Source organism: Acetobacter cibinongensis, assembly GCF_000963925.1.
Taxonomy (GTDB): Bacteria; Pseudomonadota; Alphaproteobacteria; order Acetobacterales; family Acetobacteraceae; genus Acetobacter; species Acetobacter cibinongensis.
The window spans coordinates 209,021-227,250 of sequence record NZ_BAMV01000011.1; the positions used below are offsets into that span (position 1 = coordinate 209,021).

Annotated in this window: 21 protein-coding genes; 9 read left to right on the top strand and 12 right to left on the bottom strand. The window is 57.3% G+C overall.

All coding sequences use genetic code 11. The features are described from left to right. The first annotated feature begins 173 nt into the window (after nucleotides 1-173). The 3 genes from dapD (at nucleotide 174) to Abci_RS07445 (ending at nucleotide 2,875) form a co-directional block, all read left to right on the top strand. A complete protein-coding gene (gene dapD, locus Abci_RS07435) occupies nucleotides 174-1,022 on the top strand; it encodes a 2,3,4,5-tetrahydropyridine-2,6-dicarboxylate N-succinyltransferase (RefSeq protein WP_048838491.1) in 849 nt (282 codons plus the stop codon). A 63-nt stretch (nucleotides 1,023-1,085) separates the two neighbouring features. Then, nucleotides 1,086-2,252, top strand: coding sequence for a succinyl-diaminopimelate desuccinylase (dapE, locus tag Abci_RS07440; RefSeq protein ID WP_048838581.1), 1,167 nt, complete (start codon nucleotides 1,086-1,088; stop codon nucleotides 2,250-2,252). Further along, a complete protein-coding gene (locus Abci_RS07445) occupies nucleotides 2,252-2,875 on the top strand; it encodes a hypothetical protein (protein ID WP_048838492.1) in 624 nt (207 codons plus the stop codon). Before dapE ends, Abci_RS07445 begins: the two co-directional genes overlap by 1 nt. Nucleotides 2,876-2,939: 64 nt before the next feature. On the opposite strand, the gene Abci_RS07450 is transcribed toward Abci_RS07445, so the two are convergent. The 4 genes from Abci_RS07450 to def are packed head-to-tail and all read right to left on the bottom strand — an operon-like array spanning nucleotide 2,940 to nucleotide 5,829. Beyond that, nucleotides 2,940-3,473: a YaiI/YqxD family protein gene (locus Abci_RS07450; protein ID WP_048838493.1), complete on the bottom strand. Its 534-nt coding sequence runs from the start codon at nucleotides 3,471-3,473 to the stop codon at nucleotides 2,940-2,942. Continuing rightward, entirely contained in the window at nucleotides 3,451-4,272 is an 822-nt protein-coding gene (gene truA, locus Abci_RS07455; protein WP_048838582.1) for a tRNA pseudouridine(38-40) synthase TruA, read from the bottom strand. Before truA ends, Abci_RS07450 begins: the two co-directional genes overlap by 23 nt. 24 nt (nucleotides 4,273-4,296) lie before the next feature. After that, nucleotides 4,297-5,244: a methionyl-tRNA formyltransferase gene (gene fmt / locus Abci_RS07460; RefSeq protein WP_048838494.1), complete on the bottom strand. Its 948-nt coding sequence runs from the start codon at nucleotides 5,242-5,244 to the stop codon at nucleotides 4,297-4,299. Between the two features lie 18 nt (nucleotides 5,245-5,262). After that, nucleotides 5,263-5,829 carry a peptide deformylase gene (gene def, locus Abci_RS07465; protein WP_048838583.1) on the bottom strand — a complete coding sequence of 189 codons (567 nt, stop codon included), beginning with the start codon at nucleotides 5,827-5,829 and terminating at the stop codon, nucleotides 5,263-5,265. Between the two features lie 221 nt (nucleotides 5,830-6,050). On the opposite strand from def, the gene Abci_RS07470 reads away from it, so the two are divergent. Both Abci_RS07470 and Abci_RS07475 read left to right on the top strand, forming a co-directional pair. Continuing rightward, complete coding sequence (locus Abci_RS07470) at nucleotides 6,051-6,551, top strand: Hsp20 family protein (protein WP_048838584.1); 501 nt, start codon at nucleotides 6,051-6,053, stop codon at nucleotides 6,549-6,551. Between the two features lie 79 nt (nucleotides 6,552-6,630). Then, nucleotides 6,631-6,897, top strand: coding sequence for a DUF1150 family protein (locus tag Abci_RS07475; protein ID WP_048838495.1), 267 nt, complete (start codon nucleotides 6,631-6,633; stop codon nucleotides 6,895-6,897). Nucleotides 6,898-7,026: 129 nt separating this feature from the next. Here the strand turns inward: Abci_RS07475 and hpf are convergent, their stop codons facing one another. Next, entirely contained in the window at nucleotides 7,027-7,644 is a 618-nt protein-coding gene (gene hpf / locus Abci_RS07480) for a ribosome hibernation-promoting factor, HPF/YfiA family (RefSeq protein WP_048838496.1), read from the bottom strand. A gap of 330 nt (nucleotides 7,645-7,974) precedes the next feature. Here hpf and Abci_RS07485 point away from each other — a divergent pair, with 330 nt between their 5' ends. After that, entirely contained in the window at nucleotides 7,975-8,250 is a 276-nt protein-coding gene (locus tag Abci_RS07485; protein WP_048838497.1) for a hypothetical protein, read from the top strand. Nucleotides 8,251-8,262: 12 nt separating this feature from the next. Here the strand turns inward: Abci_RS07485 and lptB are convergent, their stop codons facing one another. From lptB to Abci_RS07510, 5 genes are read right to left on the bottom strand one after another with little or no spacing between them, the layout of a single operon-like run. Then, on the bottom strand, nucleotides 8,263-9,078 hold the full coding sequence (gene lptB / locus Abci_RS07490; protein WP_146806784.1) for an LPS export ABC transporter ATP-binding protein: 816 nt from the start codon (nucleotides 9,076-9,078) through the stop codon (nucleotides 8,263-8,265). Nucleotides 9,079-9,080: 2 nt separating this feature from the next. Further along, on the bottom strand, nucleotides 9,081-10,076 hold the full coding sequence (locus Abci_RS07495) for an LptA/OstA family protein (RefSeq protein WP_084597570.1): 996 nt from the start codon (nucleotides 10,074-10,076) through the stop codon (nucleotides 9,081-9,083). Between the two features lie 2 nt (nucleotides 10,077-10,078). Next, complete coding sequence (lptC, locus tag Abci_RS07500; protein WP_048838498.1) at nucleotides 10,079-10,819, bottom strand: LPS export ABC transporter periplasmic protein LptC; 741 nt, start codon at nucleotides 10,817-10,819, stop codon at nucleotides 10,079-10,081. Continuing rightward, nucleotides 10,816-11,847 carry a KpsF/GutQ family sugar-phosphate isomerase gene (locus Abci_RS07505; protein WP_048838499.1) on the bottom strand — a complete coding sequence of 344 codons (1,032 nt, stop codon included), beginning with the start codon at nucleotides 11,845-11,847 and terminating at the stop codon, nucleotides 10,816-10,818. The genes lptC and Abci_RS07505 overlap by 4 nt, the downstream gene beginning before the upstream one ends. A 27-nt stretch (nucleotides 11,848-11,874) precedes the next feature. Then, the gene (locus tag Abci_RS07510) at nucleotides 11,875-12,534 is read right to left on the bottom strand and encodes a ribonuclease D (protein WP_048838587.1); all 660 of its coding nucleotides are present in this window, start codon (nucleotides 12,532-12,534) and stop codon (nucleotides 11,875-11,877) included. Between the two features lie 544 nt (nucleotides 12,535-13,078). On the opposite strand from Abci_RS07510, the gene proP reads away from it, so the two are divergent. The 3 genes from proP to rlmB all read left to right on the top strand — a co-directional run bounded on the left by proP (nucleotide 13,079) and on the right by rlmB (nucleotide 15,989). Then, a complete protein-coding gene (proP, locus tag Abci_RS07515; RefSeq protein WP_048838500.1) occupies nucleotides 13,079-14,533 on the top strand; it encodes a glycine betaine/L-proline transporter ProP in 1,455 nt (484 codons plus the stop codon). A 134-nt stretch (nucleotides 14,534-14,667) separates the two neighbouring features. Further along, complete coding sequence (locus Abci_RS07520; RefSeq protein ID WP_261766295.1) at nucleotides 14,668-15,081, top strand: NUDIX domain-containing protein; 414 nt, start codon at nucleotides 14,668-14,670, stop codon at nucleotides 15,079-15,081. Between the two features lie 65 nt (nucleotides 15,082-15,146). Beyond that, the gene (gene rlmB, locus Abci_RS07525) at nucleotides 15,147-15,989 is read left to right on the top strand and encodes a 23S rRNA (guanosine(2251)-2'-O)-methyltransferase RlmB (protein WP_048838501.1); all 843 of its coding nucleotides are present in this window, start codon (nucleotides 15,147-15,149) and stop codon (nucleotides 15,987-15,989) included. Here rlmB and Abci_RS07530 read toward each other — a convergent pair. Both Abci_RS07530 and Abci_RS07535 read right to left on the bottom strand, forming a co-directional pair. Continuing rightward, nucleotides 15,923-17,260 carry a purine-cytosine permease family protein gene (locus Abci_RS07530; protein WP_048838502.1) on the bottom strand — a complete coding sequence of 446 codons (1,338 nt, stop codon included), beginning with the start codon at nucleotides 17,258-17,260 and terminating at the stop codon, nucleotides 15,923-15,925. The genes rlmB and Abci_RS07530 overlap by 67 nt on opposite strands. Nucleotides 17,261-17,314: 54 nt before the next feature. Further along, the gene (locus Abci_RS07535; protein ID WP_048838503.1) at nucleotides 17,315-18,133 is read right to left on the bottom strand and encodes an SDR family NAD(P)-dependent oxidoreductase; all 819 of its coding nucleotides are present in this window, start codon (nucleotides 18,131-18,133) and stop codon (nucleotides 17,315-17,317) included. Nucleotides 18,134-18,230: the final 97 nt, after the last annotated feature.

The following is an 18,230-nucleotide window of genomic DNA, read 5'->3' on the forward strand; positions in this document are numbered from 1 at the left end:
GCCCATAGGGGCAGGCTTCCGCCTTTTTCCGTGTTGGGACCATATGTTGGCGTAATCCTGCTCTCTGGCCGATGTGCGTTGACAGCGGCGAGCCCTGTCCGCATGGTCCTTTCCGTCTTTTCGTATCGGGCTGACATCTCCCGGTTAACGTTCACCCTGTTTGACGGTGTCTTATGACTGAAGCAACTCTCCGCGCTCATATTGAAACTCTGTGGGATGCGCGCGACCGCGTGTCTTCCGCTACTGTTGGTGAAGACCGCAAGGCCATTGAAACCGCTCTTGAAGCGCTGGATTCCGGCCGCCTGCGCGTTGCTGCCCCCAGTGAAGACGGCTGGGTTGTGCATGAATGGCTGAAAAAAGCTGTTCTGTTGTCTTTCCGTCTGAATGACAGTGTGGTGGTGCCGGGTGCTGCCGCTGGTGCGCCTGCGTATGACAAGGTGCCAGTCAAGTTTCAGGGCTGGGATCAGGCCCGTTTTGAAAAAGCAGGATTCCGTGTAGTGCCGGGCGCTGTTGTCCGTTACTCCGCGCACATCTCACCAGGTGCTGTGCTGATGCCAAGCTTTGTCAACGTGGGTGCCCATGTTGGTAGCGGGACCATGGTGGACACATGGGCAACTGTTGGAAGCTGCGCCCAGATTGGTAGCAACTGCCACATTAGCGGCGGTGCAGGCATTGGCGGTGTGCTGGAGCCGTTGCAGGCAGCGCCGGTTATTATTGAAGATAACTGCTTTATCGGTGCACGCTCTGAAGTGGCTGAGGGCGTTATTGTTGAACGTGGGTCCGTACTGTCCATGGGCGTGTTCCTTGGTGCATCCACCAAAATTGTGGACCGTGCCACGGGTGAAATCTTCATGGGGCGTGTTCCGGCCTATTCTGTTGTTGTGCCGGGTACGCTGCCTTCTTCCAACCCGATTGGGGCCGATGGCAAACCCAACCCGCAGTTGGCCTGTGCCGTCATTGTAAAGCGTGTTGATGAGCGTACCCGCTCCAAAACGTCCATCAATGACCTGCTGCGCGACTAACGGCTAAAGAGACGACGGTAAAAACATATGAGCGGATCTGCTTCTGAGCCACAAACCGCCCCTATGCGGGATGATGCACAGGTTCTGCCTGTTGCAACCCATCCGGTCGCGGTGGCGCAGGCGTTGATCCGCCATCCATCTGTCTGTCCTGACCCCGGTCCGGCCCAGCACCTGCTGGCACGGGTGCTGGAACAGTTAGGTTTTACAGTTTGGCACTTGCCGTTTGGTGAGGGTGCGGAGCGTACCCCCAATTTTTTTGCCAGACTTGGTACAGCCAGCCCGCATATCTGTTTTGCCGGTCATACGGATGTTGTGCCGCCGGGTGATGAAGCCCTCTGGACGCACCCTCCGTTTGCCGCAGATATTCAGGATGATGTGCTGTACGGGCGTGGCGCCTGTGACATGAAGGGCGGCATTGCCGCCTATGTTGCCGCAGTGGCCCGCCTGTTGTCGCAAGGGAAGCAACCCGCAGGCTCCCTCAGCTTTCTTATTACCGGGGATGAAGAAGGTCCTGCCACATACGGCACACAAAAAGTGCTGGAATGGATGGCGCAGGAAAACCAGATACCCGATTATTGCGTGGTGGGCGAACCCACAAACCCCAGGACCATGGGGGATATGGTCAAAATCGGCCGCCGGGGCAGCCTGAACGCCCACATTGTTGTGCAGGGTGTGCAGGGCCATGTTGCGTATCCGCACCGGGCTGATAACCCGGTACACCGGCTCTTGTCCGTACTGGATGCCCTGCGTGCGCAGCCGTTGGATAAGGGGTCAGACTGGTTTGAACCGTCCAGCCTCCAAGTGACGAGCGTGGATGTCGGGAATACAGCCACCAATGTTATCCCTGCAAAAGCTGAGGCCCGGCTGAATATCCGTTTTAATGACCTGCATACAGGGGCAGCGCTAACAGGCTGGCTCAAGACAGTTTGCCGCCAACACGCACCAAGCGCAGATGTCAGTGTGAAAATCAGCGGGGAATCCTTCCTGACGGCTCCGGGCGCGGAAACCGACGCGCTGGTCAAAGCCATTGAAACCGTGACAGGCCGTACGCCAAAGTTGGATACGGGGGGCGGCACCTCAGATGCGCGGTTTATTGCGCTTTATTGCCCCGTGTCAGAATTTGGTCTGGTAGGAGCCAGCATCCATAAAGTGGATGAGCATACTCACGTGGCAGACCTTGAAACCCTGACCCAAATTTATCAGACCTTTCTGGAAGGGGTGCTGGCGTAATGTCGTCCTACTCAGTCAAACCGGGTGCTGTCCGTCAAGTGTTTCAGGGTATGCTGTTGCTGGCCTGTGGACGGCGGGAAGGCATGCAGAACTTCTCTGGCACGGTTGATTCCTTTGGGGCCGCACTGGCTCCCCAACTGGCTTTTCTGCTGATAGGCGCGTTTCAGGCTTTGCTTGCCCCCGGCAAAGCATTGGGCATGACAAAAGTTCTGCTGTCTTTGTGTGTTGTTTTGCTGCCGGCTGTTGTCTCCCAGTTTTATGCCAAAAAATGGGGTAAGGAAGAGCAGTGGTTGCGCTACATTACAGCGGCAACATGGAGCAACTGGGTCGTTCTGCTGGTCACCATTGCTGCAACGGTGCTGGCTGGGCTTCTGTTCCCGGCATTATTGAGCCAGCCCGGCTTTCTTAAGGCGCTGCTTGTTGTTGCTGCTGCCTATGAAATCTGGTTGCAATGGTTCGTGGCACGGGCGGGCCTAGGTGTCAGCGGGCTTCGGGCCTGTGTTCTGTATGCGTCTATCTTGTTGGTTACGTTTGCGCTCTATGCGCTGGCGGCTCTCTTACCACCGCATTACATGGTCCTTGCGGATCTGATGCAGTCGCCGGTTCCAGTCGCGGCGCACTAACACACCACCCAACAGCAAGCCCCGGCATTCAGGACCATTTCCTGCACTGCCGGGGCTTTTTTGTTTATACGGCAGGTGGGATAAACAGGGTGGGGCGCACCGGCTGTGCAGCCTTTTTCCTGGCTTTGACAACAGCCGTATCTAACGCAGACAGGAAGGTAGAACGGTCAGACTTGCTATAGCTACGACCGCCTTGCGTAATAGCCCCTGTAGAGCGAAGATCGTCCATCAGGTTTCTGACAGCCAAGGCCATCCCTATGGCGTTTTCATCCAACACCCGTCCACGGGCGTCCAGCACACAGGCCCCCTTGGCCACACATCGGGCCGCGAGCGGGATATCGCCCGAGATCACGATGTCATGGGCCTGTACCTGGTCAGCAATCCAGTTATCAGCCTCGTCCATGCCCTCAGATACAACAATGCGTTCAATGAGAGGGGAGGCCGGAACGCCTAAAAGCTGATTGGCCACAACATAGGTATGAAGGCCATAGCGTTGGGCCACGCGGTAGGTTTCGTCCCGCACCGGGCAGGCGTCTGCATCAATAAAAATACGGACAGTACGGAGAGCGGGACGGTCAGGCAAAGGGGTCTGGGTCATAACCAACACCAGTGAGGTACAGGCCATCAGGCGGCGCTGTAGGCCCTGCGGCACTCCGGTTTCGGGCAGCAAGTGCTTCCGCTATACGGTCAGGCGCCCAGCGTCTCTGACCGACCAAACTGAGCGTGCCTACCATGTTACGGACCTGATGGTGCAGGAAGGAGCGGGCCTTGGCACTAATCCATACTTCCTCCCCATGGCGTTCAACCGTCAGGACGTCCAGCGTGCGTATGGGGCTATTGGCCTGACAGGCGACAGCCCGGAAAGACGTAAAGTCGTGCAGGCCCAGCAGGTGGCGTGCACCTTCCTGCATCAGGTCAACATCCAGCGTGCCGCGTATGTGCCAAAGCTGGGATGCAGCAAGGGCAGGGCGTGTGGGGCGGTTGAGGATGCGGTAGCGGTAGGACCGCCATGAGGCGGAAAATCGTGCGCTCCAGTCTGGTGCAACACGTGCCGCCTGCAGGACAGCCACAGCATGGGGTTTAAGGTAATAGCTCAACCCGTCCCGGACCCGATGCGGCACGAGCGTCATATCCACAGGGAAGTCCAGATGGGCAACCTGCCCTGTGGCATGGACACCGGAATCTGTGCGACCAGCCGTAATGCTTTTTACGGGCCTGCCATTGGCCAACCGTGTTGCGGCCTCTTCCAGTAACGCCTGTACGGACAGGCCATCGTTCTGCCGCTGCCAGCCCACCAGGCCGGTCCCGTCATATTCCAGCTTAACGGCCCAACGTTGATAGGGCGGTGCGCTGTCAATTTCTGTAACGGGGTGTGCGCCGGAATTGGGAAAGGGCATGTCCAGAGTCTGAGGCATGGTCACTTAAGCTTGTGTGCCTGTTAAGTCCGGTGTGCTGCTAAAAATTGTGCCTTTGGGAAGGGAGAAGCCACGCAGGAAGGCATCAGCCTCCATCATGCCGCGGCCGGGTTTTTGCAGGTGCGTCAGTCGTAATGCCCCGGTGCCGCAGGCAATGGTCAGCGCGTCGTCCAGCACAGTGCCGGGTGTGCCAGTGTGGTTAAGGCTTGGCAGAGGCTGGGCTGCGCCAATTTTCAGCACGGTTCCATCCGCCATAAGCGTATAGGCACCCGGCCACGGGGTCAGGGCGCGGATGCGTCGGTCAAGAGCGGTCGCTGAGTCCTGCCAGTTGATCCGCCCGTCTTCCTTGGTGAGGCGTGGGGCATAGGTCACGCCTTCTTCCGGTTGCGGCACAGGGTCGTGGGGGGCTGCCAGAACCTTGGTAATGAGCGTGCTGCCCAGTGCAGACAAGGCATCATGCAGGCTGGTGGCTGTTGTGGTGGGGGTAATGTCCACAGCCTCACGCAGCAGCATGGGGCCAGTATCCAGCCCGGCTTCCATCTGCATGATGGTGACACCGCTCTGGGTATCGCCAGCCAGAATAGCGCTCTGGATAGGCGAGGCACCCCGCCAGCGCGGCAGCAGGCTTGCATGAATATTCAGGCAGCCAAGGCGCGGTGTGTCCAGCATGATCTGGGGGAGAATAAGGCCGTAGGCGGCTACAACCGCCACATCGGCGTCAAGCGCCTTGAAGGCCTCCCATTCCTCTGCATTTTTCCGCAGGGAGACGGGGTGGCGCACAGCAATGCCAAGCTGTTCCGCAGCCTGATGAACAGGAGAGGCCCTGAGCGCCTTGCCGCGCCCGGCAGGGCGGGGCGGCTGGGTGTAAACCGCAGCAATGTCGTGCCCGGCTGCATGGAGTGCTTGCAGGGCTGGCACGGCAAAGTCTGGCGTACCCATAAAAACAAGGCGCATGGTGCTTCCTGTTCCGTATTAGCTGCGTTTTTGCTTCTGTTCTTTTGCCAGACGGCGCAGGATCATGTTGCGGCGCAGGGTGGACAGGTGGTCCACAAACAGAATGCCTTCCAGGTGGTCAATTTCGTGCTGCATGCAGGTTGCAAGCAGGCCATCCACTTCACGCTCCATCACCTCACCGTCTACAGTGCGCCACTGGACGCGCACCTGTTCCGGGCGGGTCACTTCTGCATACTGGTTGGGCAGGGAGAGGCAACCTTCTTCCCGCGCAGCGAGTGTTTCCGTTTCGGCCAAAATCTCAGGGTTGATCATGATGATTGGCTCGCGGGCTTCCGGCTCACCAAGGTCCACCAGCGCAAAGCGCAGGCCCAGACCAACCTGTGGCGCAGCAAGACCTATACCAGGGGCTTCATACATGGCGGAGAACATGCTTGGCAGGATACGGCGAATATCGGCCATATCCTCAGGGCGCACGGTCCGGGTCTTGCGGCGCAGCACCGCATGCGGCGCAACAAGGATGGGCATGGGCGCGGCGTCCGCCGCAGCAGCGGCTATGGCTGCATCTGTCTGGGCTGCGTTTGTCATATCAGCGATGTAGCCTCCCGTGCCGCCAGATGCCAGAGGAACATGCACACAAAAGCTATTAAACCGTGTGAAATATGCCGCATTGTGGCTGCTATGGACCAGGTGCCATGCGTTTGAGGATGGCCCGGCTTGCGTTTTGTGCCGCCGGTCCCATATCGTAACAGGATCGGATGCCACATTGGGTCCGGTTTCTGTCTCGCTCAGGAAAGGAGGAGGCTCTTATGTCAGGCAGACTATTTGGTTCGCCCATGTTTTTGGGGTTTGACCATCTTGAGCAAATGCTGGAACGCGCCAGCAAAGGGACCAGTGATGGGTACCCGCCCTATAATATTGAGCAGATGGCATCCAACAAACTCCGCATAACGCTTGCCGTTGCGGGGTTCAGGATGGATGACCTGCAAATTACGCAGGAAGACAACCAGTTGGTTATTCGTGGCCGACAGGTGGAAGAGGGTGAGGAACGGGTTTACCTGCATCGTGGTATTGCCTCTCGCCAGTTCCAGAAAGCGTTTGTGTTGGCGGAAGGCATAGAAATTGGAGGCGCCTGGTTGGATAACGGGCTGCTGCACATAGACCTGTTCCGCCCGCAACCGGATGTGCGCGTTAAACGGATCGAGATTATGCAACCTGGCCAGAAAGCCGCAGAAACCGCGGCGGCTCCGGTGCTTAAACCGCGGTCTGCACGGATGCTGCATCGGGTTGAGGATATAGAAAGCAACTAAATGCCTGCCGGTACCTTATATGTCCGTAAGGTTCGGCGCATCAGATGTGTCATAAAGGCCTAACCGGAAAGGAGCCACTATGAGAGTCACTACCCAGAATGGGCGTGTGGTTCTTGCGCCAGACCAGCAGGAAAAGCCCGTAGATGTTCACGAGCTTTCTGAAAACCAGTTCCGTTCTCTTGGCCTGGCGAATGTAGCCTATATCCGCCCTGCCATGACGGAAGAAGGCGAGGAAGGCTGTGCAATTCACGCAGCAGATGGCTCCCCTCTGGCGTTTGTGGAAGATATTGAAACGGCATGGGGTGTCATTTTGCAAAATGACATGATCCCGGCCAGCCTTCAGTAAGATCCTGACATCACGTTGACACGAAAAACCGGCTTGTATGGCAGCACATACAAGCCGGTTTTTTTTATGTTGGAAATTATAAAGACCGTTTCAGAAGCAGAAAGTTTCCCGACACAGCTTTACTGAGGTTTAAGTTGGGCCGGTATCAACCCACCCGATATTGCCGTCATCCCGCCTGAAAACAACATTGATTTGCTGGTTTTTGCGGTTTCTGAACAGCAGAATGCTGGATGCGGCAAGGTCCAGCCGCATTACGGCTTCCCCTACACTGAGAAGCGGTACATCCGTTGTGTGCTCAGCAATAATTGCAGGAAAGGCTTCCTGCTCTTCAACTGCTTCAGGGGGTGTGGCGCTGGCGCCGCGTGCCTGCTTGCGTTTTGTGGGGGCTGCGGCGTCTCCGCTCAGCACATAGGAGCGGCCGGTTTCAGGGGCGGCTTCCGTTTTGGTGGCGCGGGCGTGGGTTGTTACGCGGCTATGGTACCGGCGCAGGCGTTTGGCGATGTGTTCGGCAGCGTCATCAAACGCTGCATTGGCATCGGCTGCCTCGCCTTCACCGCGGAGGGTGAGGCCGCGCCCGGCGTGAACATTGATGTCGCATGTAAAAAAGGAACGGGCTTTGCTAAAAGTGACTTTAGCTTCAAGAGCTTTGTCAAAATAGCGGTCCGCAAGGTTGCCGAGATGGGCGTTGACCCGGTGCTTGAGCGCATCGGACAGATCAATCTGTTTACCAGAAACATGAATATGCATTCGGGCGTCCTTCCTTGCCAGTTACAAGCAGGACCGTCGCACCGTAAAAGGGAACCAGACCGATAACCCGGCCCCTTGAAAGGCGCTGGCGGCTTATGACCTTGGGTGGCGGCAGACAACGGAGTCTGTTCACCACCGGATAGACATTGGGGCACGCTTTGCAGGTGCCTGTCTATGCTTTTGTTACAGATTTAATGCGTGGCCCGTCGGAGGGTTCCAAATTTTATGCAGTTTGGGGCAAAGGGTAAAAAACCAGCGCCTTGGGGTTGCTGCATAAGGGACAGCCAGCGCATACACACAGAACACACTTGGTAACCCAGACAGGATGCTATGCTTTTACGTTCCAACCCGCCGGTCAATATGCCCAAAATGCGTCCGGCATGGCGCATCAAGATGATTGTACTGTGTGTGCTGGCAGGGGGTTATGCGCTTTTTATGTGGCACGTGGTGACAACCAAACCACGCGTCCTGATGCAGCGTGTGCTGATACCGGTGGATGTTGTTAAGCCAAAAACACAAACTCTCAAAGGGCCACCCGCACCGCCAGTGCCCCTTATGGATGCTCCCGCCATCGTAGTACCGCCCCCACATATTCCAGCGCGGTAGGCGGCAAACACTTTACAGAGAGAAGCTTTCTCCCAAATACACACGGCGGACATCCTCGTTCGCCACAATTTCTTCCGGCACGCCCTGCATCAGAACCTGACCGCTATGCATGATATAAGCGCGGTCAATAACTTCCAGCGTTTCCCGCACGTTATGGTCGGTAATCAAAACCCCGATCTTGCGGTCTTTCAGGTGAGAGACGAGGTCACGAATTTCACCAACTGCAATGGGGTCAATCCCGGCCAGTGGTTCATCAAGCAGAATGTAGTTTGGCTGACTGGCAAGCGCTCGCGCAATTTCCAGACGGCGGCGCTCTCCCCCTGACAGAGCCAGAGACGGTGACCGGCGCAGATGGGAAATACCGAACTCGCTCAGCAGGCCATCCAGCATAACCTCACGTTTGTCCGGGTCCCGCTCTACCACTTCCAGGGCGGCCATGATGTTCTGTTCAACATTCAGGCCGCGGAAGATGCTGGCTTCCTGCGGTAGGTAGCCAATTCCCAGCCGAGCCCGGCGGTACATGGGCAGTTGGGTAATATCTGCACCATCCAGCGTGATGGAACCGGTATCTGGCTGCACCAGCCCGACGATCATGTAGAAACTGGTGGTCTTGCCTGCGCCGTTCGGGCCAAGCAGGCCGACAGCCTCCCCACGATGCACCTCGATCGAGACGTCTTTAACAACCTCACGCTTCTTGTAAGACTTGCCGATACCGCGTGCAAAAAGCCCGTGGCCAGGAATGTGAAGCGGGTTAAGAGAGACCGGATCAGGACCAATAATGGTTTCAGTTACGGTTTCCTCGGATGTCCAGGTGATTTCCTGAGTCATCGTTATTTCCTGTCCGATCCATCGCCATTATTGGGCACAACAACACCACTTACCCGGCTGCCGGGATGTTCGGTCATGGTTGCAATGCCCGTGTGCATATTAATAACTGCGGCAGCACCCTGAATTTGGTTGGGGCCACGCGTAATGTGTACGTTGCCAACTACGCGCGCGATGCCCGTGTCTGGCACATAAACGCCACGGTCTCCGGTGACAATTTCCGTCTGGGTCCGGACCCAGACATGCCCAAACGCATTCACTTTTTCCAGCTTGCCAGACCCATTGGCCAGCGGGTCTCCGCCAGCGGGTTTGGCGGCATCGGTCTGGGCGGGTTTGGGTGTGTTGTCCGGCGGAGCGCTGTACCCTACCAGCACGTCTGCCCGGATCTGGCGGTTATCATTAGTTGTAACCGTAGCGTTCCCGCGGCCAATGGAGATGCGCTGCTGGGAATAATACTCCATGGAATCCCGTGCAGTCAGAATATCCTGCGGTGTCACCAGCTTCATGGCAGAACCGGTCATGACCAGCACGGCCTGGTCCATATCATAAACGGCTTTATCACCCCAGGCCTGATCGGTCTGGGTGTAAATATGGACATGTCCTATGGCTTCCAGACGATAAATCTCGCTGGACCCCGAAGAGTCTGGGTCAGACCCTGTGCCGTCGGGCTTTTTGTCGGCGGGTGCGGCGTCAGCAGGGGGGGCAGCTGGCTCTGCGCCTGGTTCGGGTGTTTTTTTACGGTAATAGGCAATCAGCTTGTCAGCCGTAACAGTCACATCCCCACGGACGGCTTTTGCCTGATCATACGCGGTGACTTTTTTCTGGTTCTGGTCCCAGTCAAAGCCACCTACGGCAGTCACTGTAATCTGCCCACCGTGGGACAGATCAATGGATTGCGCGTGTGCTGCAACGGGAGGCAGCGCCGTAAGGCAGGTTGCCAGCGCAAGCGCCGCCAGTCCGTGCCAGCGGTAACGGAGGAGGGAAGAAGCAACAGGCTGCATGGTCAGGAGGCCTTCCCTTCCTGTGAGTGGCTACCGCGGTCGTCATTAAGAATCAGGCGTCCCGGCCCACGGAACTGCGCAACGCCATCATGTTGGGACAACAGATAGCCTTTTGCATCCAGTACGCCAAACGGCCCTTCTGCTCTTACCCAGGAATCAGAGGCAATGACGCCGCGCTTAAGGTCAATATCCGCCACGGGACTGCGCATCATCAGGCCATCATCACGATACAGGGTTACTTCTCCGGTCAGGTCGAGCAGGTTGGCATGCTGCATGTAAACGCCTTTTTGGGAGCGCACCAGCATCCAGTTATCTCCTTGAGACAGAACGTCTGCCGAAGGAGTGCGCAAATCCATCCGTTCAGACGTAACCTGATGGGCGCTGTCCGCCGTTATCATGAAGGGGCGGTTATGCTCATCCACACCCCGATAGGTGGCGCCCAGCAGGTTGCCGCTTTCAATTTTCACCTTTGCCATGTCCCGCAGGGCTGCGCTGTTGGCATTGATCAACCGGTCAACTTCAGGCCAGATAGCAATGGAACTGAGCAGCAGGAGCGCTGTTGCCGGAAGTGCCCATTTGGCCCAGCGCAAGACCGTACGCCTGCGCGCCAGAGCGGAGGCTGAGGGCAGATTGCGGGGGTAGGATGCCGCCGCCAGTTGGTCCCGTTGCTGCCGCGTGACTTCTTCCGAACGGGCAAAGTCCTCTCGGCGCGGGGGGCTGTTAGGGGGGGTGGGTTCTGTCATCCCACACCGGCGCGCAGCAGATCATGCATGTGCACCACGCCCAAAGGCTTATGGGTGGCGTCCAGCACAAAAAGAGAGGTTATGGGGCGGTCACGTTCGTTCATCACGCGCAGCGCCTCCACGGCAAACACATCAGGCCCAATGGTGAGCGGTTTGCGGTTCATGATATCCTTTGCCTGCGTGGTCGCGAGATCAAGGTCCAAAGCGCGGCGCAGGTCACCGTCTGTAATCAGGCCTGCCAGCAGGCCATTATGGTCCAGAATGCCTATGCAGCCTAGTGCCTTATGGGTCATTTCCATAATCACGTCCCGCATGGGGGTTTCCGGCAGGCCAACGGGCATGGCGGCACCCGTACGCATCAGGTCCCGTACCGTGCGCAGGCGCATGCCTAGCCTGCCACCGGGGTGATAGGTGCCAAAATCGTTGGCAGTAAAACCACGCTGCTGCAACAGGGCCACGGCCAGCGCATCCCCAAAGGCCAGTTGCATGGTTGTGCTGGTGGTGGGGGCCAACCCCATGGGGCAGGCTTCTTTCATGTTCGGTAGTGTCAGGGCAATGTCAGCCGCACAGGCAAGGGTTGATTGGGCGCGGCTGGTAACGGCCAGCAGGGGTAGGCCTGTCCGACGTGTATGCGCTGCAATATCGCCCAGTTCTGTTGTTTCTCCGGAATTGGAAAAAGCAATGACGGCATCTCCAGCCTGCAACATGCCCAGATCACCATGAGAGGCCTCGGCTGGGTGTACAAACAGCGCAGGCGTGCCGGTGGAGGCCATGGTGGCCTGTATCTTGCGGGCAATGTGCCCGGACTTGCCTATGCCCGTAACCACCAGGCGGCCTGGTAGCGTACCAATAAGCGTGACAGCCCGGGAGAACGCTCCCCCCAGTCCAGCTTCATCCTGCAAGGCAGCCTCCAGAGCCGCCAGCCCCTCACGCTCTGTACGCAGTACGGCCAGCGCATCAGCAATCTGTGTGGCTTGCGCCTGAGGGGACGGGGCCTTGAGGGGTACACCACTGGGGGAGTGCGTCATGCGTGTAGCGGTCCGGTCTCGAGCAGGTCAGGCCCGGTGGGAGAAGATATCTGGGTCTTCATATCCCAAAATATCAAGGCGGGCGCGTGCAGGCAGGAAGTCAAAACAGGCCTGCGCCAGTTCCCGGCGGCCTTCGCGTTCCAGCAGGGCGTCCATCTTGGCCCACAGAGCATGCAGGTACAAAACATCTGACGCAGCATAGGCAAGCTGTTCTGGCTTAAGGTCTTTGGCACCCCAGTCAGAGGTTTGTTGCTGTTTGCTGAGTTCCACGCCCAGCATGTCCCGGCACAGCGCGGCCAGACCGTGCCGGTCTGTAAAGGTGCGGACCAGACGGGCTGCAATTTTTGTGCAGACCGTGGGGGTGACGGTAATGCCCAGCGCATGCTGGAGAATGGCAACGTCAAACCGTGCAAAATGCATGATTTTGGTAATGGCAGGGTCTGCCAGAACCTTCTTGAGGTTGGGGCAGTCATAGCCCTTGCCACCAAGAGAGGGGGGGATGATCTGCACAAGGTGGGCTGTGCCATCACCAGCGGAAAGCTGGACAAGACAAAGGCGGTCACGATGAGGCTTCAAACCCATGGTTTCCGTATCAACGGCAACAGAGCCGTTAAAGGTCAGGCCATCAGGTAAATCGTTCCGGTGAAGAGTGATGGCACCATCGGACGAGGCCGGGGACGCATTCATGACCCGCTCCATGTCTAGCTGTTAACGTGGCCCAGACCGATACAGCCCGGAAAGGGGATTGTCCATTCTCATGAGCATATCCACCCTTTGGGGCAGATTGATGGTCTGGCCCTGCGCATAGCCCTCTCCCTACGATGATAGAGACACTCAGGCGTGTATGGCCTTGAGATGCGGTCAAGGCTTCAGGAAGATAACACACCTACTGCATAGTCTTTTTGTTGAGAGATATAGAACGACAAGACTGTAATAATGATAATATATGATCAATAAAAATTTTCGCGTTACAAAAGTCATGAAAAAATTAAGAGAAGAAAAAACAAAGATGACATTGGAATGAAAAAATTTAAATGGTTCTTGGATTTAATTGGTGGTAAATTTTTTATTTCAATTTTTATAGTATTCTGTCATACACCCTCCCCATATTTAATTTTTGGGTATTTTGCCTGAGCATTCGCGTTGCGGCACGGTGCGCAACATCTTGCGTCAGAGCGCGTTACCGCGGAAACGCGGACGCCTGTATGCGTAGAAGAAAGGAAACAACACTATGCAGGAGCCTGAATCGGCGCACGCCCATTTTGGGTGGTTCAAACGTCGTCGGCATATACAGGTGGATGATATCACCGTTGTAGATGGTGATATGCTTAAACGGGCCGTGGGCGCAGCAGCTCTTGGCAACGCCATGGAATGGTTTGACTTCGGGGTTTACGGCTACATTGCCATAACCTTGGGGCGTGTTTTCTTTCCGTCTGCGGATGCAGCGGCCCAAATTCTTGCAACATTCGCAACCTTTACGGTGGCATTTATTGTTCGCCCCATTGGTGGGGCCATTTTTGGCCCCTTGGGTGACCGATATGGCCGCCAGAAGGTGCTGGCCTTCACCATGATTCTTATGGCGATGGGCACATTCTCCATCGGGCTTATTCCGTCCTACGCCAGTATTGGCATCTGGGCTCCCATCCTGCTGATGCTGGCGCGTATGGTGCAAGGCTTCTCAACGGGTGGAGAATATGGGGGCGCGGCAACATTTATTGCTGAATACTCCACAGACCGCCGGCGTGGCCTTATGGGAAGCTGGATGGAGTTTGGTACGCTGGCGGGCTACGTGGCCGGTGCCGGTTCTGTCACTATTCTTCAGTTGGCGCTGACGGACAGCCAAATGCTGTCATGGGGGTGGCGCATCCCGTTTATGGTGGCTGGTCCTCTGGGGCTTCTTGGTCTGTATATGCGTACAAAGCTGGAAGAAACCCCGGCCTTCGCGGCCTATGCAGAACAGGCCGAGCAGCGTGAACAAGACAAACCGGGCTGGAAAGATCTGTTTCTTGTCCACTGGCGCCAACTGCTGAAGTGCGTTGGTTTGGTGCTGGTTTTCAACGTGACCTATTATATGGTTCTGACCTACATGCCCAGCTATCTGAGCGTGACTCTGGGCTACCCGGAAACCAAAGGCCTCCTGCTGATTATTCTGGTCATGCTGGTCATGATGCCTCTGAACGTGGTGGGCGGTTTGTTCAGCGATAAGCTGGGCCGCAGGCCGATGATCATTGGGGCCTGTCTTTCCCTACTCGTGTTGTCTGTACCCAGCCTATGGCTGATACAGACTGGTCATGACGGTCTTATTTTCCTAGGGCTGATGTTGCTGGGTGTATCCCTCGTCTGCTTCACCAGTTCCATGCCAGCAACACTGCCTGCGTTGTTTTATACGCCAGTGCGGTACACAGCTTTGTCTTTGGCATTCAATGTGTCTGTGTCCCTGTTTGGTGGCACAACGCCGCTGGTAACGGCGTGGCTGATACAGCGGACAGGCAACCTGATGATGCCTGCTTACTACCTGATGGGTGCTGCCGTGATTGGTATAGTCACGATGCTGACAGTAAAAGAAACAGCACGTCTGCCCTTGCGTGGCTCGCCACCCGCCGTGGCGACTGAAGAAGAACTGAAAGCCTTTATGAAAGGTGACAAGCCCTTGACGGTTGATCCGTCCTTGCCGCCTGTCCCATAAAAGCCACGAGTAAAAGCAGCCAGTTAAGATAAGGCCAATGGGAGGTGTACCATTGGCCTTATTCTATTGTGGGCATAGCGTACCGTATACGCCCACTCTATTAGGGCATTAGGAAAACCAGAGGGAGAAAGACAATCACCCTACAGAACCATCAGCCGCGTGTTGGGTGCGGAGCGGTGATACTGCGTGCCGGGAAAATGTTACTCGTGAAACGCAAACGCTCCCCTGAAGCAGGATACTGGGGCTTACCCGGCGGAAAAGTTGATCCGTATGAGACGGTGCCACAGGCTGTTGCCCGAGAAATTGCCGAGGAAGTCGCGTTAACCATTACGCCCGTCAGGCTACTGTGTGTTGTAGACCAGATAGACCAAGAACAGGCCTTGCACTGGGTAGCCCCTGTTTATCTGGTGGAAGACTGTGAGGGAGAACCGGTCGTGCAGGAGCCTGAGGCTTTGGCTGCCGCCGCATGGTTTGCGCTGGATGCACTGCCCACCCCTTTGACAGAGGCCACAAAGCAGGCCTTACAGGCCCTTGCCAACGAGAAATAAGAGATAGCCCGTCACCCTGCACATGCTGTAGGGGGAAGATAAATTGAGAGAAAGCAAAGGTTGCAATGCGTAATCCCCGTTCTGCCCGCCCGGCCCGTCGTCCACGCCCATCGTCTTCTACCGGGCGTGAAGGGGGAGGTGGTGCGCCAGCGGGGAGCGTGTGGCTGTTTGGGACCCACGCCGTTGCGGCCGCTCTTGCAAACCCTCAGCGCGTTTTCCAGCGCCTGCTTGTGGCAGAACCCGAACATCCGGCGTTAATTGCCGCGCGTGAAGCGGGGGCAACGCTGCGCATTGAACCTGAACTGACGCCCCGCGCCAAGCTGGACGACATGCTGGGTGCTGAGGCTGTGCATCAGGGTGTTGCCGCTCTGGTGAAGCAATTGCCCAACCTGTCTCTGGACGAAGCGCTGGAACGGCCGGGTCCGGTGCTGGTGCTGGATCAGGTCACAGACCCGCGGAATATTGGTGCCATCCTACGGTCCGCTGCGGCATTTGGTGCTGCCTGCCTTGTGGTGCAGGACCGCAATGCCCCGGAAGAAACCGCAGTGCTGGCCAAGGCTGCTTCTGGCGCGCTTGAAACTGTGCCTGTGGTGCGAGAAGTCAATTTATCCCGTGCCATTGAAACACTGCAAAAAGGTGGCTGCTGGACAGTCGGGCTGGATGCTGGCGGCGGCTTGTTGGATGGCCCTTCTTTTGAAGGGCGGCGTGTTGCGTTGGTGTTGGGGGCAGAGGGCAAAGGCCTGCGCCGTCTGACGCGTGAAAGCTGTGATGAAGTGGCAGGCCTGTATATGCCGGGTGATATGGAAAGCCTGAACGTTTCTGTTGCAGCAGCCGTTGGGCTTTACGAGCTGGCCCGGGTCCGCATGCCCAGCACATACCAGCCAGCAGCAACAAAAAAACCCACATAATAGCCAATATCGGCCCCGTTCAGCCAACGCGCTACGGGGCCGGTATAGAGTGTGCTTGTTGAAAACAGGGCGATGGTCAAGCTCGCGGTCACAACAAAAATAGTGGCTCCATAGGTCCAGCCCGGTGGCACGGCATGAACCTTGCGGTCCCCGCAATACCAGTCAGCCAGAACAATTCCCACCCAAGGGGCAATCCAGTACATCGTGACAAGCAGATAGTCCGTATAAAGCGCGGTATAGCGGCCTGCTCCGGCAACCGCCAGAACGTAGCCTAAAGCGGCAGTCAGAATTGCCGCCATAACACGCGGAATGCGTAAACCTGCGGAAATAAGGCTATAGCTGGCCGTATTGTCGTTAAACGCATTGCCAGTAATGGACGAGAGCGCGATGGCTGCCAGCGCCACAGCCCCAACTGGCCCCATGGCGTGCTGGAGCGAGGCAATAACCGCAGTTGGGGAGGGTTCGGCAACGGTGCTTGCCGTCAGAAGCCCCAGAATCTGGAACGGAATGGCAGAGCCAAGCAACCCGGCCAACGCCAGAAGAACAACCTTAACCGGGTTGGTTCTGGCTGGCAGATAGCGTGTATAGTCTGAAGAGTACGAGGCCCAGGACAGGTTGAAGCTTACCAGCACACCGGTTGCCAGCAGAAAGGTTTGCCATCTGACTGGATGATGGGCCGAGACGATGGACGCCCCTTGCGCCAGCTGCACACTCCCCATGAGCACAAAGGTGCCGAGCAGCAGAGCCCCCAGATATTTCTGCAAAATCTGTACAACATGGTGGCCGTAAATAGAGGCCGCCATCTGCACAAGGGCCAAACAGCCCAACGCCAGCCAGAACGGCGTGGAGAGACCTGCCATAAGCAGCAGGGCGATCAGCGCGGTTGCTGCGGGCACATTGTTTACGGCGTCCCACCCCACGCAGTAAATCCAGTTCAGGAAAGCCGGAGGGCGTACGCCCAAACGCCCCAGTGCCCTGCGGGATGCCTCCATTTGTGTAAGCCCCGTAGCAGGGCCAATGGAGGCCGCCAGCGCGACAGGCAAGGCCCCGATAATGTTGCCAAGTACAATGGCCATAACGCCGGTCCGGAAATCCAGCCCCATGCTGATGAGCAATGCCCCTGTAACCCAGCCCCCTGGCCCAAGATTAGGGGAGAAGTGGCTCCAGAACACGCTGTCCACCCGCATGGTTTTCAGGTGGTCCGGTACCGGTTCCCGCACGGAGGCCTCGGAGAGATCTTCCATCAAACGGCGAGGGGGTGATTGAGGCATGGGGGGTGTCTGGAGGCTCATGCCGGGGGTATTCCTTGGCGGGGTGAGTTCAGGTCATGACAGGTCTGGTTCCGGCATAGTGCCAGCCGCGCCCGTAGGTTGATGAGTATAGTAGCGTTCCGCCAGCGCAATGGGGAGGAGGTCCATAAACCTTGATCCTGCCGCAAGCCAGAGCGGGAACACAATACGCCTTTCATTGCGGCGCAAACCGCGCAGGATGCGTCTGCTGGCGTTTTCTACATCTGTCATGCCGGGCATGGGAAAGTGGTTACGGGCGGTCATGGGGGTATTCAGGAACCCGCACACAACGGAAGATAGCAGGATTCCAGCCTGCTTCATATTGCCGCCGGTTGCCACCATAAAACGGTCAACAGCGGCTTTTGTGGCGCCGTAAGCCGGGGTGCCAGGGTAGGAAACCAGCCCAGCTACGGAGGAAATGGCACAAATTCTGCCCCTCATGCCATCTGCTGCGCGGGGTTGTTGCCGCATGATGGAAAGGGCAGGCAGTACGGTGTTCAATACCCCATCACAATTGGTCTGGAAAAACCTGCGTACCTGTGCGTCTGGCTCATACGGTGCATCATCCGGGCTATCGGGCCTGCGGGTGCCGCCTGTAATACCGGCGCAGGCCAGCACAAGGTCCAGTGGTCCGCTAGTGCCAATCCAGTTTTCCATGTGGGTGCGGTCGCTAACGTCCCCCCGGCTTATTTCAACTCCGGCACCCCGGCTTATGCAGTGCTGCGCAACCTCCATCAGACGAGACTCGTTTCGGCCGCCCAGATGCAGGGTGCGCCCGGGCCGCGCAAGGGTAAGAGCAAGGGAGCGCCCCAGACCTGAGGACGCGCCTGTTATGAGAATGCGATCATGTTTCATAGTCGCCCTCTTACCCCGAGGCTGTTAGAAGAGCAGCAGGCCTGTGGCAAACCCGGCATGCATTTTGCGTGTGCCGCCTGTCCGGCCCGGCCTGCGG